The organism is Streptosporangium sp. NPDC051023, from assembly GCF_040689595.1.
Classification (GTDB): domain Bacteria; phylum Actinomycetota; class Actinomycetes; order Streptosporangiales; family Streptosporangiaceae; genus Streptosporangium.
On the sequence record NZ_JBFBCE010000115.1, the window covers coordinates 1 to 18,685 of the forward strand.

The window sequence follows — 18,685 nt, forward strand, 5'->3', positions numbered from 1 at the left end:
AGAGGTCTCCGGGGTCAAGGGCGGCCGAAGGCCGTCGCGCAGCGATCGCGGCAGCGACCTTTGAGGCCGGAGAGAGCGGCCCCGTAAACTGCGCGCCGCACCCCCAGCCCGCGCGGGATCACTGACCGGGAAAACATTGCGGCTCACGCCGCCTCCACCGCTGCCCTCACCACGGCCTGCTCGTAGACGATCGGCGCGAGCATGCCATTGGCCGAGTGCAGGCGCTCGGCGTTGAAGTCATCAACCCAGGCGGCCACCGCCCGGCGGGCGTCAGCACGGGTGGCCACGGCCATCTGCAGCGAGGCGACCGCCAGCGCCGCATCGTGGCGCTCACCCATCGCATACCCCACGATCCGCCGGGAGAACAGATCAGACACCGCCGCCAGATACAGCCTGCCCTCACCGGTGGGGATCTCGGTGCCGTCCGCGCACCAGCGCACGTCCGGCGCCGGGGCGGTGAAGTCCCGCCGCAGGTGATCGGGCGCACGCCAGCGCCCCTTGCCCGGCCGGGTGGTGTTCCCGCGCCGCCGCGCGGGACGCGCCACCAGGGCTTGCCGGCGCATCGAGGCGGCCACGGTGTTCTTACCGATCCGCCAACCGGCCCGGCGAAGCCGCACGGTGATGCGGGGTGAGCCGTCCCGCCCGCCACGCCGATGGAAGATCGCCGCCACCTCGGCATCCAGCCTTTGCCGGCGCTGCTCACGAACGGAGAGTCCGCGCTGCCGCCATTTGTAAAACCAGGCCTGCGACCTGCCCAGGGCCCGGCAGGCCACCGCGTACGGCACGTCATGCTCGGCCCTCTGCGCGCAGACGAAGGCGACCACGCTCATCGGATCGCCGAGTCCCGCACCCAGAGGGCCAGACCGCGCTTGAGCACATCACACCGCATCTGCAGCTCGGCGTTTTCCTTGCGCAGCCGGACCAGTTCGGCCCGCTCGCCCTCGTCCAGATCGTCGTTACCGGCCCTGCGCCGTTGACGGGCCATGTTCACCCAGTTGGCCAGGGTGCCCGCGTTGATGCCCAGCTCCCGGGCCACCTGCACGATCGATCTGCCCGTCTCCTCAACGATCCGGACCGCACCGTCCTTGAAGTCCTGATCGAACTTCCGTCGCGTCTCTGTCATCGCCGTTTCCCCCTTAAGGCGATGTCTCTACGTTACGAGGGGAAGCCCAGTCAGGAACGTGCCCAGCATCCGCACCGTCCCCCATTGCAACGACCAGCCGAGCCGATTCTCCATGCCGCGCCGCATCCGCGCCTGCGCCAGCGCGGCCTCATCCAGGAAGAAGAACCGTTCCAGTTCCTCGGGCGTCGGATCCGCCACAAACCGGCCGTACCGGCTCACCTGCTCGTCGGATAGACACTCATGCTGCACGGATTGTAACCGTACGAAAACATTCCGTTACTATTCGCCGGTATGTCGAAATCGAGACCGACTCGATCTGCTGCACCCTTCAACACTCTGCCGATCTGCGGCTCAGCGCCTATCGAGAAGTCTCGTCGGAATATGACCACGCCCCCGAAACGGAACGCGTTGTCGCTTGCGAACCGGTGCGGCTACGATATGAAGTGTACGGTACTGTTTCGTTCACTTGAGGTGGGGATGGTCAGAGGCATCGTGCGGGAGCAGGCGATCCTGACGGCGACGGTCGAGTTGCTCGGAGAGATCGGTTACGCGGCGCTGACCATGGACGCGGTGGCCCAGCGGGCACACGCCAGTAAGGCGACCATCTACCGCCACTGGCGGGGCAAACCGGAACTCGTCAAGGCCGCGCTGGATGCCCGTGACGCCGACCACCTCGCCGTGGTCCCGGACGCCGGCACACTGCGAGGCGACCTGCTGGCAATGCTGACCATGCTGTGCGCACAGGTGGACGACCGATATGTGACCATGATGACCGGGCTGATCCACGCGATGCGGATCGACGCCGAACTGGCCGAGGCCCTGCGGTCACACGTGGCCGACCAGGCCCTCGGCCCGTTCCTGGCCGTGGTCGAGCGGGCTGTGGCCCGCGGCGAGGTGCCCGGGGGCGCCTCACCCGAGCGGGTGCATCAGGTGTCGGAGGGCCAAATCATGCGTCGGATGTTCCTCGGCCAGCCGCTCGACCACAACTTCCTCGTCGACCTGGTGGACAACCTGCTCGTGCCATTGCTGACGCGAACTTTCCCCGTCGGCGAAGGACATTGACGAGCAGCGCAGCGGATGTGCCGCCGGTGCCGGTCCGCCGGGCTCACGCCGGCCTTCGACCTGGGCCGCCGAGAGATCGATTGCTCCCTCCTTGCCCTCACTCCTGCCCGCGGCGCAGTGCGCGTCCCGGCAGGGCGCCGGTGGGGGTGCCGTCCCGCAGCGCGGCGGTTCCGTTGATCACCACATGGCGGACGCCAGTCGCGTACTGGTGTGGACGCTCATAGGTCGCGTGGTCACGGACGGTCTCCGGATCGAAGACCACGAGATCGGCGTAGGCGCCGGGGGTGATCCGGCCGCGCCCCGCCAGCCGGAGGGTGTCGGCGGGCAGCGAGGTCATTCGCCGTACGGCCTCCTCCAGACTGAGCAGCCCCTCGTCACGGACGTACCGCGACAGGATCCTGGCGAAGCTGCCGTACGCCCGGGGATGGACCGGCAGGTCGGTGAACGGCGGCTCGACAGGCACCGACTCGGAGTCAGAGCAGACCGACACCCAGGGGCGGCACAGCGCCATCCGGATGTTGTCCTGATGCCCGATGAAGTAGGCCGCCATCGTCTCGGGGTCGCCTTCCACCAGGTCCAGCAGCAGGTCGAGCGGATCATTCACTCCGGCCTGGGCGGCGGCTTGGGCCAGAGTCAGCCCCGCGGTGAGCGAGCCGTCCGCAGCGTTGGACAGCAGCAGCACCTGCTCGGGGTCGCCCGCGGCAAGGTAGAGGTTCTCCCACTCAGCCGAAGGGCGCCGGATGGCGGCCTTCATCTCCTTCCGGACCCCGTGATCGCGCAGCCGTTCCAGCAGTCGGCCCTGGCCGCCCGCGTGGAACGGCGGCGGGATGACCGCCCCCAGCGACGTACTGCCCGCCTCATAGGGGTAGATGTCGGCGGTCACCGGCTGGCCCGACGCGCGGGCCGCGTCGATGAGGTCGATCGCGAGCGCCATCTTGTGCCAGTTGTCCCGCCCGGCGGCCTTGAGGTGGTACACCTCCACGCGTGTCTCGGCCTCGCGGCCGATGCGCAGAATCTCCTCGATGCCCTCGACCAGGCGATCGCCCTCGCTCCTGATGTGGGAGATGTAGAGGGCGTCGTGCCGGCCCAGCACACGTGTCAGGGCGATGAGCTCCTCGGTGGAGGAGTAGCTCTCCGGCGGGTAGATCAGCGCCGAACCCACACCCAGCGCTCCGTCGGACAGTTCCTCGTCCAACAGCGCCGCGGCCGCGTCCAGCTCAGCCCGGGTGAGCGGCCGATTGTCGTTTCCGGCGCCGAGCATGCGCAGGTTGTGCGCCCCGACGAAGCTGGCGATGTTCGGGGCGACACCCGCCGATGACAGATCGCCGAGGAAGTCCGCCAGCCGCGGCCAGCCATGCCGCGTGCCGTCGGCCTCCACTTTGTCGAGGGAGACCGACTCCAGCATGCGCCCGGCGACCGGCCCCAGGGAGACGCCCTCGCCGAAGATCTCCGTCGTCACCCCCTGATAAAGATCGGACAGCCCACGCGGATCCTGCTGAAGCGCCAGATAAGCATGGCTCAGCACGTTGATGAACCCGGGAGCGACGGCGCACCCCGCCGCGTCGAGCACCACCGCCCCCTCCGAGTCAGGGATGGAGCCAACGCCGAGGATCCGATCTCCCTCCACCGCGACATCGGCCAAACGCCCGGGAGCCCCGGTCCCGTCGTAGACCGTCCCGCCTCGGATGATCAGTGTGCTGGGCATGCGATCCTCCCTTTCCAGTGCGCCATTCGGGATTCTCGTGCCCCACTTACCGTAAAACCTCGTCGCGACAGCCGAAAGAACACGTCCCCCGTTGGCCCACCATCCCAAGCCGCGGCTGCTTCGGCACGACACCTGCATGGCCGAAGCCGGGGCGGCGCCATGGAACGTTGAGCAGCCGGGCACCCGCCCCCGAGGAGTCCGACGCACGATACATATGTAAGATATAAATGACAGGTGTAAGTCGGCGTGATGGGAGTTGAACGCTGACCAGTGAGGAACTGCTGGGCGCACTCGCGGCCATCGGCCATCCACAGCGACTCAAGATCGTCGCTGAACTCTCGCCGGGCCGGCTGCACGTCAGCGAGCTGGCCCGGCGGCTGGGCATTTCACGGCCTCTGCTCTACATGCATCTTCAGCGGCTGGAGCAAGCCGGAATGATCATTGGCGAGCTGGAACTGTCGCCGGAGGGAAAGGCGATGAAGTTCTATGAGCTGGTGCCGTTCACGGTTCACGTCACCGTGGACACGGTCCTTGACGCTCTTCGCGCAGATGAAGCGGCCAAACAGGAAGGACTCGACAACGTGCAGGAGAGCCAATGACGAAGGAAACACTCCTCCCTCTGGGGGTCATACTGATCTGCACCGTGGGCATCACGGTGGCTTTCGTGCTCAGCGCCAGGCTGTACCGGGCGGCCATGGCGGAGTACCGGGCGGCTGTCGACCGGATGGTCAAGCAGCAGGATCAGATGAGCGCCCAGCTCACCGAGCTGACCGGCCGGGTCGCGGAGATCGAGCGCATCCTGCGTAGCGTCGGCTGACCGGCGGCGCCCGGCCGCCATATCACCGTTTCACCTGATCCTGCGATGAGAGCGGGGGCGGCGAGTGCCAGCTCGCCACCCCCGTGATGGAAGTCGCGCGACCACGCCGTTTCCGGCGTGCCTTCATGCGTACGTACCTCCAACAGAAAGGAGAGCAGTTCATGCTGCTCCCATGCAAATTCAACCGCTCGCGCGCCGCGGTGGCGCCGGGTGGGCCGACTCCCGCCGACACCGGTGAGGTGCGCCCGTGAGCGCGACGGCGGGACGCCGGTCCCCGGTCGTGCGCATGGCCGCCTGGAGCGCGGCCCACCCGTGGCGAGCGATCATTGGCTGGCTGCTGTTCGTGGTGCTGTGCCTGGGCACCGGGATCGCGGCCGGCACGAACAACGCCGGCACCGAGGACTACTGGATTGGCGAGGCCGGACGGGCAGAGGAGATCGCCTCCAGCGCGGGCCTGCAACGCCGGCCCGAGGAGCACGTCCTGATCAGGGCCGAGAAGGGACCGCTGGACCTCACCGCCGCCCGTGCCGCCGCGCGGAACGTCACCGCGCGCATGAAAGGGCTTGCCGAGGTCGAGAGCGTCAGGCCGCCGGTACGCTCGGCCGACGGCACGATGCTCATGATCGCTGTGACGATGAAGGGCCCCGAGCTGGACGCCCGAAAGCATGTCGACCCGCTGCTCGCGCAGACCGCCGCGGCCCAGCGCGACCATCCGGGCCTGGTCGTGGAGCAGACCGGCAGCGCCTCCATCAGCAAGGGCGTCAACCAGCAGCGCAGCGACGACCTCGCGCTCTCCGAGGCGATCTCGTTCCCGGTCACGTTGGTCGCCCTGCTCGTGGTGTTCGGCTCCGTGCTGATGGCCGCGGTGCCACTGTTGCTGGCGTTGTCGTCGATCGCCGCCGCGATGGGGCTGTCGATGCTGGTCTCACACCTGCTGCCGGACGCCGGGGTGGGCAACAACGTCATCCTGCTGATCGGCATGGCGGTCGGCGTGGACTACACGCTCTTCTACCTCAAGCGCGAGCGCGAGGAGCGGGCCCGCACGGGCGGACAGCTCAGCGCGCAAGCCGTGGTCGAACTGGCCGCCGCCACCTCAGGGCGGGCGGTCGTGGTCTCGGGGCTGGCCGTGCTCGTCTCCACCGCCACGCTGTACCTGGCCGCCGACGTCGTGTTCTCCTCCCTGGCCACGGGCACCGTGCTCGTCGTGCTGGTCGCGATGGCCAGCTCGGTGACCGTGTTGCCGGCGCTGCTCGTCAAGGTCGGGCAGCGTGCCGAACGCCGCGCCGCCCGTACGGTGGCCCAGCGGGTCGTGCCGATACGCCGCCGACAGGAGCGCGGGACAGGGGATGGGCGGCTGTGGCGGACGCTGCTGCTGCCGGCCAGCCGGCATCCCGTGCTCACCCTGGTCGTCTCCGTCCTGGCGATGATCGCCTTGGCCCTGCCGGCGCTGGGCATGGAACTGCGCGTGCTCAACCGGGACAGTCACTCCCGCGAGATCCCGGCGCTGCGGATCCACGACCGAATGACCGTCGCGTTCCCCGAGCTGCGGACCCGGCACCACATCGTCGTACGCGACGAGCGGAGCCGTACGAAGGAGGTCGGCCAGGCGCTGCGAGAACTCAGCCGGCGGGCTCAGGCCGACCCGCTGTTCACCAAGGACACCGCGGCGACCGCGACCGACATACGCACCTCAGACGACGGCCGGGTCAGTGTGCTTGAGCTGGCCGTGCCGTACAAACTGAGCTCGGTGGAGGCGGAACGTTCACTGGCCCGTATCCGCGACGACTACCTGCCCGCCACGGTGGGCGCGATCGCGGGCGTTGAGTCGGCCGTCACCGGAGACGCGGCACGCAACGTGGACGACCTCGATCACGTGAACACGAAGCTGCCGCTGGTGGCCGGGCTCCTGCTGCTGGTCACCCTGGTCATGACGATGATCGTGTTCCGCTCGGTGACGTTGGGACTGCTCGGGGTGCTGCTCAACTCGCTGTCGGCGGCAGCCTCGTTCGGGCTGGTGGTGGTGTTCTTCCAGCACGGCCTGGCCACGTCGCTGTTCGGATTCGACCCCAGCGCCACCAGCGCGATCGGATCCCGGGTGCCGCTGTTCCTCTTGGTGATCCTGTTCGGGCTGTCGATGGACTACCAGGTGTTCGTGGTCAGCCGCATCCGCGAGAAAGCGGCCGCCGGGATGCCGGCCAGGCAGGCGGTGCTCGACGGCATCACCGGCTCGGCGGGCGTGGTGACCAGCGCCGCGATCGTCATGGTGACAGTGTTCGCCGGGTTCGTGTTCCTGCATTTGGCCGAGATGAAGCAGATCGGATTCAGCCTCGCAGTGGCCGTGCTGTTGGACGCCTTCGTCATCCGCACCACGATCCTGCCTGCGGCCATGATCCTGCTCGGACGGTGGAACTGGTGGCCCTCGCGCCTGGCCCGGCACACCGGGGACGTGCCGCCGCAGCCCGACGCCTCGGGCGGGCATGCGCGGGTAACCGTGGAGTAGTGACCGGACGCCAGGGGAGTGAGCGGTTCAACAGCCTCTGGCCACACGAGCAGGTGTAGTCGTGGTACTCGCCGCGCAGGGGTTCCTGGGCGGTGGCCGTAGGGGGAACGCCATGTCGGGTGACGGCGAGCATTCCAGATGCCTCTCTCCATGCCTGCCCCGCCGTCCGCTGGATCCGGAAGGCCGTACCGGTCCCCACCGGAGGCCGGATCCAGCGGACGGCCATCGCCGCTGTATCAGCGACGTGCTGCTCGTGAACCCAAACCCGCCGTCCGGACCCGCGAAGCGCTCTTACCACCCGGCTCTACGCCGACAAATCCCGGCTCAGCCGCTGTTCGGCGACTCGCCGCGCACTTCTGGCGGGCTGTCTGCCGGGAGACCGAGCAGGACCGCGTCCATGGCAGGGCGCAGCGCGGCATCCGCACGCCTGACGCTCGTCACGAAGACGTCAGGCGCAGCTCTTCTGTTCGACCGCGCAGATCTTGACCTCAGGAAACCTCGCCGACGCCCGATCAAGCAGGGGTTGCGGTGTGCCGCGCAGGTGCAGGTCAAGGAATGCCGCCACGTACGCTCGGGTGATCTCCATCGACCGGGCGGCGGACAGCTTGGCGCCGGTGTCCATGCCGGCCTGCTCGCCCAGCAGGGAGATGTCGGTGAAGGAGGCATGCTCGGCGCCGACGACCACGAGCCAGCGCTTCCACCCGGTGAGGTGCCGCCAGGCCGTCTCCCAAGAGGCGGCCTCCTGGCCGCCCGGGGTGCGTGTGGCCTGCGAGCCGAGGAAGAGAAAGGGCTTGCCCAGCCCGCTCGTCGGCACGGGCACGACGGCGAGGCCGTCGATGTTCATCCCGGCCTTGATCCTGGGGTCCTTCAGTAGGGCCGCCACCGAGCTGGCGCCGCCCACCGAGTGACCGGCCATCGCGATCCTGGCCGGGTCGATGAGCCGGGACCCCTTCTTCCACATGGGGCGCGGGCCCGTCAGCCGGTCGAGGACGAAGGAGACGTCAGCGGCCCGGATAGCGCCCACCTTGTCCCAGAAGGCCTGGTCATGCGGCTCAACCCGGCAGGCCGTACAGGTGGCCGTGCGGCCGCCGGGGAACACCGTGGCGACGTTCTCGTGCGTGTGACTGATGGCGGCCACGACGTAGCCCCTGCTTGCCAGGTCCTCGGCGAGGCCGGTGAGTGAGCTGCGCGTCTTGCCGAAGCCGGGGGAGAGGAGGACCAGGGGAAGCTCCCTCACCCCGCCCGCCGGTTGGGCGTCGCCGAAGGCGTGGGTCCGCGTCCGGGCGAGCAGGTCGAGCGGGACGCGGGCGCGGTCGTAGCCGAGGCGGGCGCGGCCGGTGTGCGGGCAGATGTCGGCGGCCGCGGAGCGGCGGGCCGGCACGGGGCGGCGTTCGGACAGGAACAGCGGCCCGTGGGTACGCACGCTGCCGTCGGGGAGCCGGAGCAGGCGGGGCAGCAGGTGGGCGGTGCCGCTGTCCAGTACACCCACTCGGTGGCGCCGCCCTTGGAGCGGACGGGAGCACGCCGGTGCTCCAGGTCGAGGTCCTCGACGTTCAGCGCGAGGATTTCCGCGGCCCTGGCCGCCGTTTCGTAGAGCATTCTCCAGAGCGCCCGCTCGCGAAGGGGGATGTCGCGGCGTGACAGCAGCCGATGGATCGTCGTCTTGGCCACCGCGCGGGTCTCGTCGGCGTTCTCCTTGCGGCGTTCGGCCTCGGCCGGGACCGACGGGGCGGCCCAGTGCTTCTTGGTCTGGCACCAGGTCAGCCAGGAGGTGACGGCGGCGCGGTTGCGGTTCCAGGTCGTCGGCGCGCTCGCCCCCCACAGCTCGGCAAGCGCATGGCCGACCTCCGCGTCAGTGACCTCGGCCAGCGGCCGGTCGCGGCCGAGTCGCTCGATGGTGCGGTCGATGGCCGAGGCGTAGGCGCGGTGGGTGTTGGGGTTGGCGGCGCGTGGGGTGGCCAGGAAGGCGTCGGCGGCCGCGACGAGGGTGGCGCCGCCACCGCGCAGGGCGGTGATCTTCGGCGCGGCGCTCATGCCGGCCGCCGCGCAACGTCCATCGCGATGTACCGGATAACGTGCCGGAGTCGCGCACCGTCCCGGGGAGGAGTTCTCCTGGTCGCCGCGCCACCATGATCGCTCGTGTACGTGATAATAGGCCACTATCACGTACATCTCCGCAGGCGGCCAGCGCCGGGGAGATGGCCAGGCTGATCATCGGCAACCGCGGGCTGGCCTGGCTGTGGGAAGACCCGGCTTCGCTGGGTGAAAAACTGCAGATCGCAACCGAGGCGGCCGTCGGCACCTCCGAAGACCAGGCCGTCGTGATCGACACCGTCATGCGGGCAGGTCCTGTCTCAGCGGTGAGCTGGCGCAGGCTGGTCGAGACGTGAAGGATCAGCTCGTGGCGGAGAGCGTCTTCATGGTGACGTAGCTGCTCACCGTGGCCACGCCGGGCAGAGCGGCCAATTGATGGGCGTGGAAGTGCTCGTAGGCCGGCAGGTCGGCCACCTCGACCTGGAGCAGGTAGTCGTAGTTGCCGGTGACATGGTGGCAGGCCACCACAGCGGGCAACAGTGTGACCCCACGCTCGAACGCGACCACGTCCGCGCGGTTGTGCCGCATCAGCCGGACGCCAACGAACACGCGCAGGCCACGACCGATCGCCGCGGGATCGATCAGCGCCTGGTACCCGCGGATGATCCCGGCTTCCTCCAGCTGACGCACTCGACGCAGGCAGGGTGACGGCGACAGACCGACCCGTGCGGCGAGTTCGCTGTTGGTGATGCGGCCGTGCTGTGCGAGCACGGCCAGGATCGACCGATCCACCTCGTCCATGGCGGCAAATTATTGCTCTTAGAGTCTGGCTAGCACAATTGCCTGCCCTCTCCCTGCGCAATTTGCTGCCAAAGTTGCCGAGATCTGGTTACATCGTCGCGCTGGTCAGCCACGCTTCACGGAGTCCGCACAGACGGTTTCGTGAAAGGCAGCCATGCCGGGCAAGAGCACCATCACCGTTCACGCCGATCGCGACGTCCATCCCAGCCGAGCGATCGCACCGCCCGTCTATCAGACGGCGGCGTTCTCGGCTGAGGACGCCGAGACGTTCGCGCAGGCAGCCGTCAAAGCACGAGGTAAGGACTTCTACACCCGCTTCGGGAATCCGAACCACGCGCAGGTCGCCGCCGTCGTCGCCGAGTTGGAGAACACCGAGGCGGCCATGGTCACCGCCTCCGGAATGGCGGCGCTCACCACGGCCGTGCTGGCTCTGGTCTCCGCCGGTGACCATGTCATCGGGCAGCGCTCCACTTATGGGGGCACCGCGTCGGTGCTGCTGAACCTGCTGCCCCGGTTCGGTGTGTCGACCACTCTGGTGGATCAGACCGACCCAGTGTCCTTCGAGAAGGCCCTGACCGGCCGGACCCGCCTGATCCTGGTGGAGTCCCCGAGCAATCCGCTGCTTCAGATCACCGACCTGCGCGCGGTCGCGGAGCTGGGCCGTACGCACGACGTGCTGACCATGGCCGACAACACCTTCGCCACTCCGTTGAACCAGCGACCGGCGGACTTCGGCATCGACCTGGTCTGGCACAGTGCGACCAAGTACCTCAACGGCCATTCGGACCTCTCCGCCGGAGTGCTGGCCGGACCGGCGCGGATCCTGGACCAGATCTGGAACGTCGGCCTGCTCACCGGTGCCACGCTCGGCCCGATCGACGCCTGGCTGCTGCTGCGCGGCATGCGGACCTTGCCGCTGCGGGTGCCCCGGCACAACGTCAACGGGCTGGCGCTCGCGCAGGCGCTGGATGAGCATCCAGCGGTGGCGAAGGTGCACTACCCCGGCCTGGCGACCCACCCGCAGCACGAACTCGCCGCCGACCAGATGGGCGGGTTCGGCGGCGTGCTCGGCATCGAGTTCACCGGTGGTTTCGAGATGGCCGACGCCTTCCTCGGCCGGCTGCGCTACCCCCGCCGGTCGGCCAGTCTCGGCGGTGTGGAGTCACTGGCGGTCCACCCGGCGTCCATGTGGCGCGGAATGCTCAGCGAGGAGCAGATCGCGCAGGCGGTTCCACCGGGCCTGATCCGGCTGGCCGCTGGGACGGAGGACACCGAAGACCTGGTCGCCGACGCGCTGGCCGCGGCCGACGCCGTACTCACCGAAGACGTGGCCACGAGCCCGGCCGAGAAGGAGTTCGTCCGATGAAGACCCTGCTCACCGGCGGCACCGTGATCAGCATGGACCCGGCCGTCGGCGATCTCGTCCACGGTGACGTGCTGATCGAGGACGGCGTGATCGCCCGTGTGGCCGAACACGTCGACGCGCCGGACGCGGAGGTGATCGACGCGACCGACCGGATCGTCATGCCCGGCTTCGTCGACAACCATCGCCACACCTGGCAGACCGCCTTCCGAGGCGTCGGCGCGGACTGGACCTTTCCCGAGTGGGCTCTGGCCATGCACCACACCCTCAAACCCCACTACCAGCCCGAGGACGTCTACGCCGGCACACTGCTCGGCCGCCTGGAGGCCCTGCATTCCGGCGTGACCACGATGCTGGACTGGTACCACGTCGCGCAGGGCCACGAGCATGAGGACGCCGCCGTCGCCGCCCTGCGGGACGCGCCGGGACGGTCGATCTTCTGCCTCGGCGCCGGATGGGGCACCCCCGATCCTGTCGACGCCGACATCCGCCGCGTCCGCTCCGAGCTGACCGGAGACGGCCTGGTCACCATGGCCTGGGGACTGCGTGGCGCCGAGGACACCAGCATGGACACCCTCGCCCGGGAGCTGAAGCTCGCCGCCGAACTCGATCTGCGTACCAGCCTGCACATCGACGGCGGCTACGGGACAGAGCATCCGGTCACCGCGCTGTGTGAGCACGGGCTGCTGCGGGAGACCACCACGTTCGTGCACGCCAACGGGATCAGCGACGAAGAACTGTGCATGCTGGCCGACGCGGGCAGTTCGGTGTCGATCAGCCCGGACGTGGAGCTGAAGATGGGCTTCGGATCGCCGATGACCGGCCGGGTGCTGGCCGCCGGTCTGCGTCCGACGTTGTCCATCGACGACGTCCCCTCGGTCGGCGGCGACATGTTCTCCACGATGCGGACCGCCTTCGCCGTGCAGCGCGGCCTGGACGGCGGCCTGCGCTGCCGGGACCTGCTGGAGTTCGCCACCCTCGACGCCGCCCGATCGTGCGGGCTCGGCGCCCGAACCGGCAGCATCACGCCCGGAAAGGACGCCGATCTCATCCTGCTGCGTACCGACGACCTGACGGTCTTCCCGGTCACCGACCCGGTGGCCACCATCGTCAGCGCCGGGCATCCCGGTCTGGTGGACACCGTCCTGGTCGCCGGCCGCGTCGTCAAGCGCGACGGGGTGCTCGTGGGCGTGGACGTGGCGGCGCTGAGGAGGCGGCTCACCGACTCGCGTGACCGGATCGCGGCGGCCGCCGGTCTCGCCGACGCATGGCTGCCACGGGCGTGACCACTGCGCTGCCTTCCGGCCCGGACCCGCGCGAGGAGGTTCGGCGGCAAGCTCATCGAGCCTCGACGATCGTCATGCGCGGGACAGTACCTGGGTCCTCACCATTGGCCAGCCGGTGGCTGGCCTCAACCGGGCGGTGGGCTGCCGCTGGATCTGCCGTAGAGCTTAAGGGTCTGAGGTATTTCGCCGTGCTCTGAGCCGTTGTGACTTTGGCGTAGTGTCGGTTGACTTGGGCGATGGATGCGTCGCTGATCGGCCGAGAGTACGACCTGACGCGGCTGGCTGCTTTCCTTGCTGAGGTGCCCGGTGTGGGCGGTGCGTTGGTGGTGCTCGGGGATCCGGGCGTCGGGAAGACCGCACTGTTGATGCGGGCCGTCCGTGAGGCGGAGGCAGCGGGGATGCGTGTGCTGCGGACGGCCGGGGTTCAGTACCGGGCCGAGGTCGCCTACGGCGCGCTGCGGCAGTTGCTGGAATCGACGCCGCAGACCCGCGCCGACGCCGTACAGATCCCGGCGCTCGGCCGCGTCATCGACATCGTGCCGACCACCGCTGCGGTGCCCGGTGCAGGACGTGACGGCAGTCGCGGTCACGAGGCGATCGCCGACGCCGTGGTGTCCCTGATCTCCGGACCTCGTGGTCGTCAAGCCACTCTCCTGGTGCTCGACGACGCGCAGTGGCTGGATGCGGCCAGCGCCGATGTTCTGGCACTGGCCGCTCGCCGGCTCGCCGGAAGAGGAGCGGGCATGCTGGTCGCGGCTCGTGCGGGGGAGAGGAGCTTCTTCGACTCTGGCGGGTTGCCGCTCCACGAGGTCGGTCCGCTCAGTGCTGCCGCCTCGGAGGCGCTCCTGGTCAGCCGTTTCCCGTCCCTGGCGTCACGGGTCCGGCGTCGTCTGATGGCCGACGCCGAGGGCAATCCGCTGGCGTTGCTGGAGCTGCCGACCGCGCTGACCATCCCTCAACAGGACGCCTCGCAGGCAATGCCGCGCCGGCTGCCGTTGACGCAGCGGCTGCAAGCGGCGTTCGCGTCCCGGGTCCGGCCTCTTCCGGCAGCGACCCGATACCTGTTGCTGGTCGCGGCGCTGGAAGGCAGCGGCAACATGCAGGTCATACGCCAGGCCGTGGCGGGCCGGTGCGGGATGAAGCACTGGGCGCCAGCCGAGCGCGCAGGGCTCGTTCGCGTGGACGAGTCCTCCGGCCGGCTGGAGTTCCGGCATCCGCTCATTCGCTCGGCCGTGGTGGAGCTGTCCACCAGCGAGCAGCGTCGCAACGTGCACCGGGCGCTCGCGGAGGTGTTGACCGGTGTGCCGGAAGAGCGCGTATGGCACCTCGCGCAGGCGGCGGACGGTCCAGACGAGCAGGTCGCCGACCTGCTGGAGGAGATGGCCGATCGCAGCGCCGCCAGAGGCGACGGGCCCGGTGCCGTCGCGGCTCTGGTCCGTGCGGCGGACCTCAGCCCTGAGGCAACCGCGCAGGCCCTGCGCCTGGCCAGGGCCGCGTTCCTGGGTGCGACCCTGACCGGGAACCTGCGCGACGTGCCGCAACTGCTCGGCACAGCGCGTCAGGTTGCTCCTGGCACCGATTCGCTGCCTGCCGCCGTGGCCACCGCGGTCCACCTGTTGAACACCTATGGTGACATCGACACCGCACACCGGGTTCTTACCGCCGCGATCAGGTCGCAGCCCAAGCCGTACGATTCTGGCGACGCCACACTGCTGGAAGCGCTGTTCACTCTGATCATGGTGTGTTTCTACGGTGGCCGGGCCGAGCTGTGGACAGCGTTCGACGAAGCGGTGGCGGCCTTCGCCGCCACCCCGGAGATCCTGGCGGTGACCCGGGCCACCTTCGGTGATCCCGCCCGCGCTCTGCCCGGCGACTTCGCCCGCCTGGACGTCGCCATCGACGCGGCGCTGACCGCAGCCGATCCGCTGCGGGCGGTGCGGGTCGGTGTCGCCGCCTCCTGCGTGGACCGCCTCGGTCCTCTGGAAGAGCCGTTGCGCCGTGTCGGCTACGGCGAACGCGCCGCAGACAACATCTTTCCCACCATCCAGGCCCTGGTGCTGCTGTGCCACCACACATGGTTCGCCGGCCGCTGGGGCGAGCTGCGGACCCTGGCCGGTGACGCACTGGAGTTGTCCCAGGACTACCACTACTCGCTGCGCACGTGGCCCACGAAGTACCTGCTGGCCAGCGTGACCGCCGTCAGCGGCGACTTCACGACCGCACGGGGATTGGCCGATCAGATGGAGCAGTGGGCAGGGTCCCGCCGGGCCGGCACCGTCCGGTTCTACGCCGCTCATGTCCGCACGCTGGTCGCTCTCGGCGAGGGAGACTTCGATGCCGCGTACCGGCACGTTTCAACGATCGCCCCACCCGGTTGCCTGCCTGCTTTCGTCCGCAACGCGCTGTGGGTCTTCCTGGACACGGTGGAGGCGGCAACGCGGTCCGGACGGCGCGACGAAGCCGTCCGGCACATCGCCGCCGCCCGCCAGGCCGGTCTCCACAACGCCTCACCGCGGCTGGAGTTCGTGCTCCGCGGCGCCGACGCCCTGGCCGCCGACGGCGATGAGCACGCCGAACGTCTCTTCGCGGCGGCGCTGTCGGTGGAGGGAGCCGAGCGCTGGCCCTTCGAGTGCGCCCGTATCCACCTGTTCTACGGTGAACGGTTGCGGCGAGGCCGTGCCCCGGCCAGAGCGCGAGGGCATCTGGAGCGGGCCGTGGAGATGTTCGGCCAGCTCGGAGCCACACCCTGGGCGGGCAGGGCCAGGAAGGAACTGCGTGCCTGCGGCGGTCAGGCGAGTCGTCCAGCTGCAGGGCCCGGTGCTGCCGTTCTGACCCCACAGCAGTGGGAGATCGCCAGCCTGGCCGCCGCAGGGCTGACCAACAAGCAGATCGGAGACAAGCTCTACCTGTCGCCGCGGACCGTGTCCACGCACCTCTATCAGGTGTTTCCCAAGCTCGGCATCACCTCACGCGCCGCCCTGCGCGATGCCCTGGAGGCTCTGGGCCGGCGCTGAGCCCGCGCCGTACCGGAAGGCAGTAGACGGATGGGCGGGAGATCGGCGAACCTGTCCGTTTATGGCGTCCATGAGTCTCGTCGCAGATGAGGAGCTGGTGCGTCGCGCCCAAGCCGGCGAGGTCACGGCGCTCGGAGCGTTGCTGGCGCGGCACGAAGCACCGATGCGGGCGGTCGCATTGACGTTGCTCGGCCCAGGTCCGGATGCCGATGACGTGGTGCAGGATGCCGCTCTGGCCGCACTGCGGCGTATCGGGGACGTCCGAGATCCGGCAGCGGCTGGGGCATGGTTGCGGGCGATCGTCCGCAACGGTGCGCGGATGCGCCTGCGTGGCCCACGTGAAATTCCGGTGGACGGCCGCGCCTTGCTGCTGCCGAGGCCTTCCGACGCCGAACAAGCCATCGAGGCGCACGCGATGCGCGACTGGATCTGGGATGCATTAGAGGAACTGCCGGCCCCGCTGCGGCTGATGGTGATGCTCCGGCATTTCAGCGGGATCTCCAGCTACCAGGGCATCGCCGAGGCGTGCCAGATCCCCATCGGCACGGTCCGCAGCCGCCTCCATCAGGCCCGCACCCGGCTGGCGCGGCTGCTGCTGGACAACGCCTCGCGAGCGCACGGCGATGCCTCCTGGTTGGCGCGCGACAGCGCAGGTGAGGCGTTGGAGACGCTACGAGGCGCTGAACAGGGCACCTACTCGCGCGAGATCCTCGAGCTGTGGCCGCGGCAGGCACGGCTCATCGGCGTCCTGGCGCCGCCGGGTGAAGACGTCCACCCCATCCCGGTGATGGCTAAGGCCACCGAGGAGGGAGTGGTCCAGCGGCTGCGGCAGGTCACGGCGAGCCGGGACATCACGATATGGGAGATGAACGTCACTGGCCCCGACGATGGGTTCGGGCCGATGGTGCCGACCCTCGCCTGGATCATGTTCCGCGCCGACCGGCGCGTGCACCGGCTCCGCGTCGTCTTCCCCCGGCCGCTGCGCGGATGGAAGCCCCCCGCCTCCACCTGACCCGGCATTATCCGGGCGCCTGGCCAGCGTCGTTCCGGAGCCTGTGACCGTGCGACGCCAGATGACGTAGCACCGCACGAACTCGGCCTACGTCATTTGGCTCAAGCGAGGGCGAGGCCCGCCGTCCTAGCGTTCACCTCATTCCCCATCGAGCCCGGATGAGCCGGGTGAAGGAGGTATGACGTGAGCGAAGTGAAGAACATCGTGCTGGTCCACGGCGGGTTCGTCGACGGATCGGGCTGGCAGGGGGTGCATGAGCACCTGACCGCCGACGGGTACCGGGTGTTCGTGGTCCAGAACCCGACGATCTCCCTGGCCGACGACGTCGCGGTCACCCACCGGATCCTGGACGGCGTCGACGGCCCGGCCGTCCTGGTCGGCCACTCCTACGGCGGCGTCGTCATCACCGAGGCCGGCAACCACCCCAACGTCGCGGGCCTGGCCTACATCGCGGCGTTCGCCCCCGACAAGGGCGAGTCGGTCAACACCCTGATCGCCGACCCCCCACCAGGCGCGCCCGTCCCGCCGATTCTGCCGCCCCAGGACGGGTTCCTGTTCCTGGACCGGGAGAAGTTCGCGGCCTCCTTCGCCGCCGACGTCCCTGCGGCGAACGCAGCGTTCATGGCCGACTCCCAGGTGCCCTGGGGCCTGGACGCGCTCGGCGGCACGGTGTCGGAACCGGCGTGGCGGACCAAACCGTCGTGGTACCTGGTCGCCACCGACGACCGGATGATTCCACCGCCCGCCCAGCGCGCCATGTCCGAGCGCGCGGGCTCGACTGTCACCGAGACGCCCGGCAGCCACGCGGTCTACGTCTCCAACCCCGCCGCGGTGGCAGGCGTCATCGCCCAGGCCGCCGAGACCCTGTCCGACCGCTAGCCGCCGTGCAGTTCCCGCGCACGTCCCTCCCGGCGCTCACGCCGGGAGGGATCCCCCAGCAAGGAGTTCTCATGCAGGTCCGCTCTCCCCTTAACCGCCGTCGCGTCCTCGCAGCCGGCGCTGCGATCACGGCGGCGGCGCTGCTGCTGCCCGCCGCCTCCACGGCCGCGGCCGGCACCACGTCCACGACCCGGCCGACGATCGTGCTGGTGCACGGCGGGTTCGCCGACGCATCCGGCTGGAACGGGGTGATCGAGCAGCTCCGCAAGGACGGCTACAACAAGATCATCGCACCCTCGAACCCGCTGCGCGGCCTGCCCACCGACGCCCCCTACCTCGCGTCGGTCCTGAAGTCGATCAAGGGCCCGATCGTGCTGGCCGGCCACTCCTACGGCGGCGCCGTCATCACCAACGCCGCAGCCGGGAACACCAACGTCAAGGCTCTGGTGTTCGTCGCGGCGTTCGCCCCCGACGAGGGCGAGCAGCTCGGCCCGCTGCTCGGCAAGTTCCCCGGCAGCCTCATCCCCACCTCGCTGCGCGAGGTCCCCTACCTGCTGTCCGACGACCAGAGCGGCGTCGACCTCTACATCCGCGCTGACAAGTTCCGGGCGGCGTTCGCCGCCGACCTGCCCAAGGCCACCACCGACCTCATGGCGATCACCCAACGCCCGTTCGCCGCCCAGTCCCTCACCGACGTCACCCAGACTGCGGCCTGGCGCACGATTCCCTCGTGGGCGATCGTCGCGACCCAGGACAAGGCGATCCCGCCCGCGCTGGAACGCTGGTTCTACAAGCGCGCCAAGTCTCACGTCATCGAGATCAAGGGAGCCTCCCACGTCCCGATGATGAGCCACCCCTCGGCCACGGCCAAGCAGATCGAAGCCGCCGCCAAGGCGACCTCCTGACGTCGTCTTCGGCCTCTGCTCAACGCATCGCGCGGGCAGAGGCCGCGTTGATTCGATGACCGAGCGTCCACTCGCCAGGGCCCCCTTGAGAGTGACGCAGATCACATCGTCTGGATCGAACTTCTGCTCTTCGCGTGCATCTTGTCGTGGCCCGTAGAACACCTACGCACCACGAGCGGGGCAT

Annotated in this window: 18 protein-coding genes; 11 read left to right on the forward strand and 7 right to left on the reverse strand. The window is 69.3% G+C overall.

Going from position 1 to position 18,685, the window contains the following annotated elements:
• Positions 1-143: 143 nt before the first annotated feature.
• The 3 genes from AB0395_RS42880 to AB0395_RS42890 are packed head-to-tail and all read right to left on the reverse strand — an operon-like array spanning position 144 to position 1,372.
• A complete protein-coding gene (locus tag AB0395_RS42880) occupies positions 144-830 on the reverse strand; it encodes an IS3 family transposase (RefSeq protein WP_366292421.1) in 687 nt (228 codons plus the stop codon).
• On the reverse strand, positions 827-1,123 hold the full coding sequence (locus AB0395_RS42885) for a transposase (protein WP_366292424.1): 297 nt from the start codon (positions 1,121-1,123) through the stop codon (positions 827-829). The genes AB0395_RS42880 and AB0395_RS42885 overlap by 4 nt, the downstream gene beginning before the upstream one ends.
• Positions 1,124-1,150: 27 nt before the next feature.
• The gene (locus tag AB0395_RS42890) at positions 1,151-1,372 is read right to left on the reverse strand and encodes a DUF4158 domain-containing protein (protein ID WP_366292427.1); all 222 of its coding nucleotides are present in this window, start codon (positions 1,370-1,372) and stop codon (positions 1,151-1,153) included.
• A gap of 228 nt (positions 1,373-1,600) precedes the next feature.
• Here AB0395_RS42890 and AB0395_RS42895 point away from each other — a divergent pair, with 228 nt between their 5' ends.
• Positions 1,601-2,185, forward strand: coding sequence for a TetR/AcrR family transcriptional regulator (locus AB0395_RS42895; protein WP_366292429.1), 585 nt, complete (start codon positions 1,601-1,603; stop codon positions 2,183-2,185).
• 97 nt (positions 2,186-2,282) lie between these two features.
• Here the strand turns inward: AB0395_RS42895 and AB0395_RS42900 are convergent, their stop codons facing one another.
• Positions 2,283-3,890 carry a D-aminoacylase gene (locus tag AB0395_RS42900; protein ID WP_366292432.1) on the reverse strand — a complete coding sequence of 536 codons (1,608 nt, stop codon included), beginning with the start codon at positions 3,888-3,890 and terminating at the stop codon, positions 2,283-2,285.
• Between the two features lie 299 nt (positions 3,891-4,189).
• On the opposite strand from AB0395_RS42900, the gene AB0395_RS42905 reads away from it, so the two are divergent.
• From AB0395_RS42905 to AB0395_RS42915, 3 genes are all read left to right on the forward strand, one after another.
• A complete protein-coding gene (locus AB0395_RS42905; RefSeq protein WP_366292480.1) occupies positions 4,190-4,489 on the forward strand; it encodes a winged helix-turn-helix domain-containing protein in 300 nt (99 codons plus the stop codon).
• Positions 4,486-4,707 (forward strand): hypothetical protein, encoded by a 222-nt coding sequence (locus AB0395_RS42910; protein ID WP_366292435.1) that lies wholly within the window; start codon positions 4,486-4,488, stop codon positions 4,705-4,707. The genes AB0395_RS42905 and AB0395_RS42910 overlap by 4 nt, the downstream gene beginning before the upstream one ends.
• 247 nt (positions 4,708-4,954) lie before the next feature.
• Complete coding sequence (locus tag AB0395_RS42915; protein ID WP_366292437.1) at positions 4,955-7,207, forward strand: MMPL family transporter; 2,253 nt, start codon at positions 4,955-4,957, stop codon at positions 7,205-7,207.
• A gap of 448 nt (positions 7,208-7,655) precedes the next feature.
• Here AB0395_RS42915 and AB0395_RS42920 read toward each other — a convergent pair whose 3' ends face one another.
• Together AB0395_RS42920 and AB0395_RS42925 are read right to left on the reverse strand one after the other, a co-directional pair.
• Positions 7,656-8,444 (reverse strand): hypothetical protein, encoded by a 789-nt coding sequence (locus AB0395_RS42920; protein WP_366292482.1) that lies wholly within the window; start codon positions 8,442-8,444, stop codon positions 7,656-7,658.
• The gene (locus AB0395_RS42925; RefSeq protein ID WP_366292440.1) at positions 8,441-9,241 is read right to left on the reverse strand and encodes a tyrosine-type recombinase/integrase; all 801 of its coding nucleotides are present in this window, start codon (positions 9,239-9,241) and stop codon (positions 8,441-8,443) included. Before AB0395_RS42925 ends, AB0395_RS42920 begins: the two co-directional genes overlap by 4 nt.
• A 164-nt stretch (positions 9,242-9,405) precedes the next feature.
• On the opposite strand from AB0395_RS42925, the gene AB0395_RS42930 reads away from it, so the two are divergent.
• Entirely contained in the window at positions 9,406-9,597 is a 192-nt protein-coding gene (locus AB0395_RS42930; RefSeq protein ID WP_366292443.1) for a hypothetical protein, read from the forward strand.
• A 4-nt stretch (positions 9,598-9,601) separates the two neighbouring features.
• Here the strand turns inward: AB0395_RS42930 and AB0395_RS42935 are convergent, their stop codons facing one another.
• Positions 9,602-10,042: an Lrp/AsnC family transcriptional regulator gene (locus AB0395_RS42935; protein WP_366292445.1), complete on the reverse strand. Its 441-nt coding sequence runs from the start codon at positions 10,040-10,042 to the stop codon at positions 9,602-9,604.
• 154 nt (positions 10,043-10,196) lie between these two features.
• Here AB0395_RS42935 and AB0395_RS42940 point away from each other — a divergent pair, with 154 nt between their 5' ends.
• From AB0395_RS42940 to AB0395_RS42965, 6 genes are all read left to right on the forward strand, one after another.
• Entirely contained in the window at positions 10,197-11,408 is a 1,212-nt protein-coding gene (locus AB0395_RS42940; protein WP_366292448.1) for an aminotransferase class I/II-fold pyridoxal phosphate-dependent enzyme, read from the forward strand.
• Positions 11,405-12,691, forward strand: a complete 1,287-nt coding sequence (locus tag AB0395_RS42945; protein ID WP_366292451.1) for an amidohydrolase family protein — start codon at positions 11,405-11,407, stop codon at positions 12,689-12,691. Before AB0395_RS42940 ends, AB0395_RS42945 begins: the two co-directional genes overlap by 4 nt.
• A gap of 236 nt (positions 12,692-12,927) precedes the next feature.
• Positions 12,928-15,705: an AAA family ATPase gene (locus tag AB0395_RS42950; RefSeq protein ID WP_366292454.1), complete on the forward strand. Its 2,778-nt coding sequence runs from the start codon at positions 12,928-12,930 to the stop codon at positions 15,703-15,705.
• A 70-nt stretch (positions 15,706-15,775) separates the two neighbouring features.
• The gene (locus tag AB0395_RS42955; protein WP_366292456.1) at positions 15,776-16,717 is read left to right on the forward strand and encodes a sigma-70 family RNA polymerase sigma factor; all 942 of its coding nucleotides are present in this window, start codon (positions 15,776-15,778) and stop codon (positions 16,715-16,717) included.
• 183 nt (positions 16,718-16,900) lie between these two features.
• Positions 16,901-17,596 (forward strand): alpha/beta hydrolase, encoded by a 696-nt coding sequence (locus AB0395_RS42960; protein WP_366292459.1) that lies wholly within the window; start codon positions 16,901-16,903, stop codon positions 17,594-17,596.
• 71 nt (positions 17,597-17,667) lie between these two features.
• Positions 17,668-18,501 (forward strand): alpha/beta hydrolase, encoded by an 834-nt coding sequence (locus tag AB0395_RS42965; protein ID WP_366292462.1) that lies wholly within the window; start codon positions 17,668-17,670, stop codon positions 18,499-18,501.
• The last annotated feature ends 184 nt before the right edge of the window (positions 18,502-18,685 follow it).

What these genes read in the sequence shown, in the direction of transcription:
- AB0395_RS42880 (WP_366292421.1), bottom strand. Translation starts at nt 830, where the DNA reads ATGAGCGTGGTCGCCTTCGTCTGCGCGCAGAGGGCCGAGCATGACGTG.
- AB0395_RS42885 (WP_366292424.1), bottom strand. Translation starts at nt 1,123, where the DNA reads ATGACAGAGACGCGACGGAAGTTCGATCAGGACTTCAAGGACGGTGCG.
- AB0395_RS42895 (WP_366292429.1), top strand. Translation starts at nt 1,601, where the DNA reads ATGGTCAGAGGCATCGTGCGGGAGCAGGCGATCCTGACGGCGACGGTC.
- AB0395_RS42900 (WP_366292432.1), bottom strand. Translation starts at nt 3,890, where the DNA reads ATGCCCAGCACACTGATCATCCGAGGCGGGACGGTCTACGACGGGACC.
- AB0395_RS42910 (WP_366292435.1), top strand. Translation starts at nt 4,486, where the DNA reads ATGACGAAGGAAACACTCCTCCCTCTGGGGGTCATACTGATCTGCACC.
- AB0395_RS42925 (WP_366292440.1), bottom strand. Translation starts at nt 9,241, where the DNA reads ATGAGCGCCGCGCCGAAGATCACCGCCCTGCGCGGTGGCGGCGCCACC.
- AB0395_RS42930 (WP_366292443.1), top strand. Translation starts at nt 9,406, where the DNA reads ATGGCCAGGCTGATCATCGGCAACCGCGGGCTGGCCTGGCTGTGGGAA.
- AB0395_RS42935 (WP_366292445.1), bottom strand. Translation starts at nt 10,042, where the DNA reads ATGGACGAGGTGGATCGGTCGATCCTGGCCGTGCTCGCACAGCACGGC.
- AB0395_RS42940 (WP_366292448.1), top strand. Translation starts at nt 10,197, where the DNA reads ATGCCGGGCAAGAGCACCATCACCGTTCACGCCGATCGCGACGTCCAT.
- AB0395_RS42945 (WP_366292451.1), top strand. Translation starts at nt 11,405, where the DNA reads ATGAAGACCCTGCTCACCGGCGGCACCGTGATCAGCATGGACCCGGCC.
- AB0395_RS42950 (WP_366292454.1), top strand. Translation starts at nt 12,928, where the DNA reads ATGGATGCGTCGCTGATCGGCCGAGAGTACGACCTGACGCGGCTGGCT.
- AB0395_RS42955 (WP_366292456.1), top strand. Translation starts at nt 15,776, where the DNA reads ATGAGTCTCGTCGCAGATGAGGAGCTGGTGCGTCGCGCCCAAGCCGGC.
- AB0395_RS42965 (WP_366292462.1), top strand. Translation starts at nt 17,668, where the DNA reads ATGCAGGTCCGCTCTCCCCTTAACCGCCGTCGCGTCCTCGCAGCCGGC.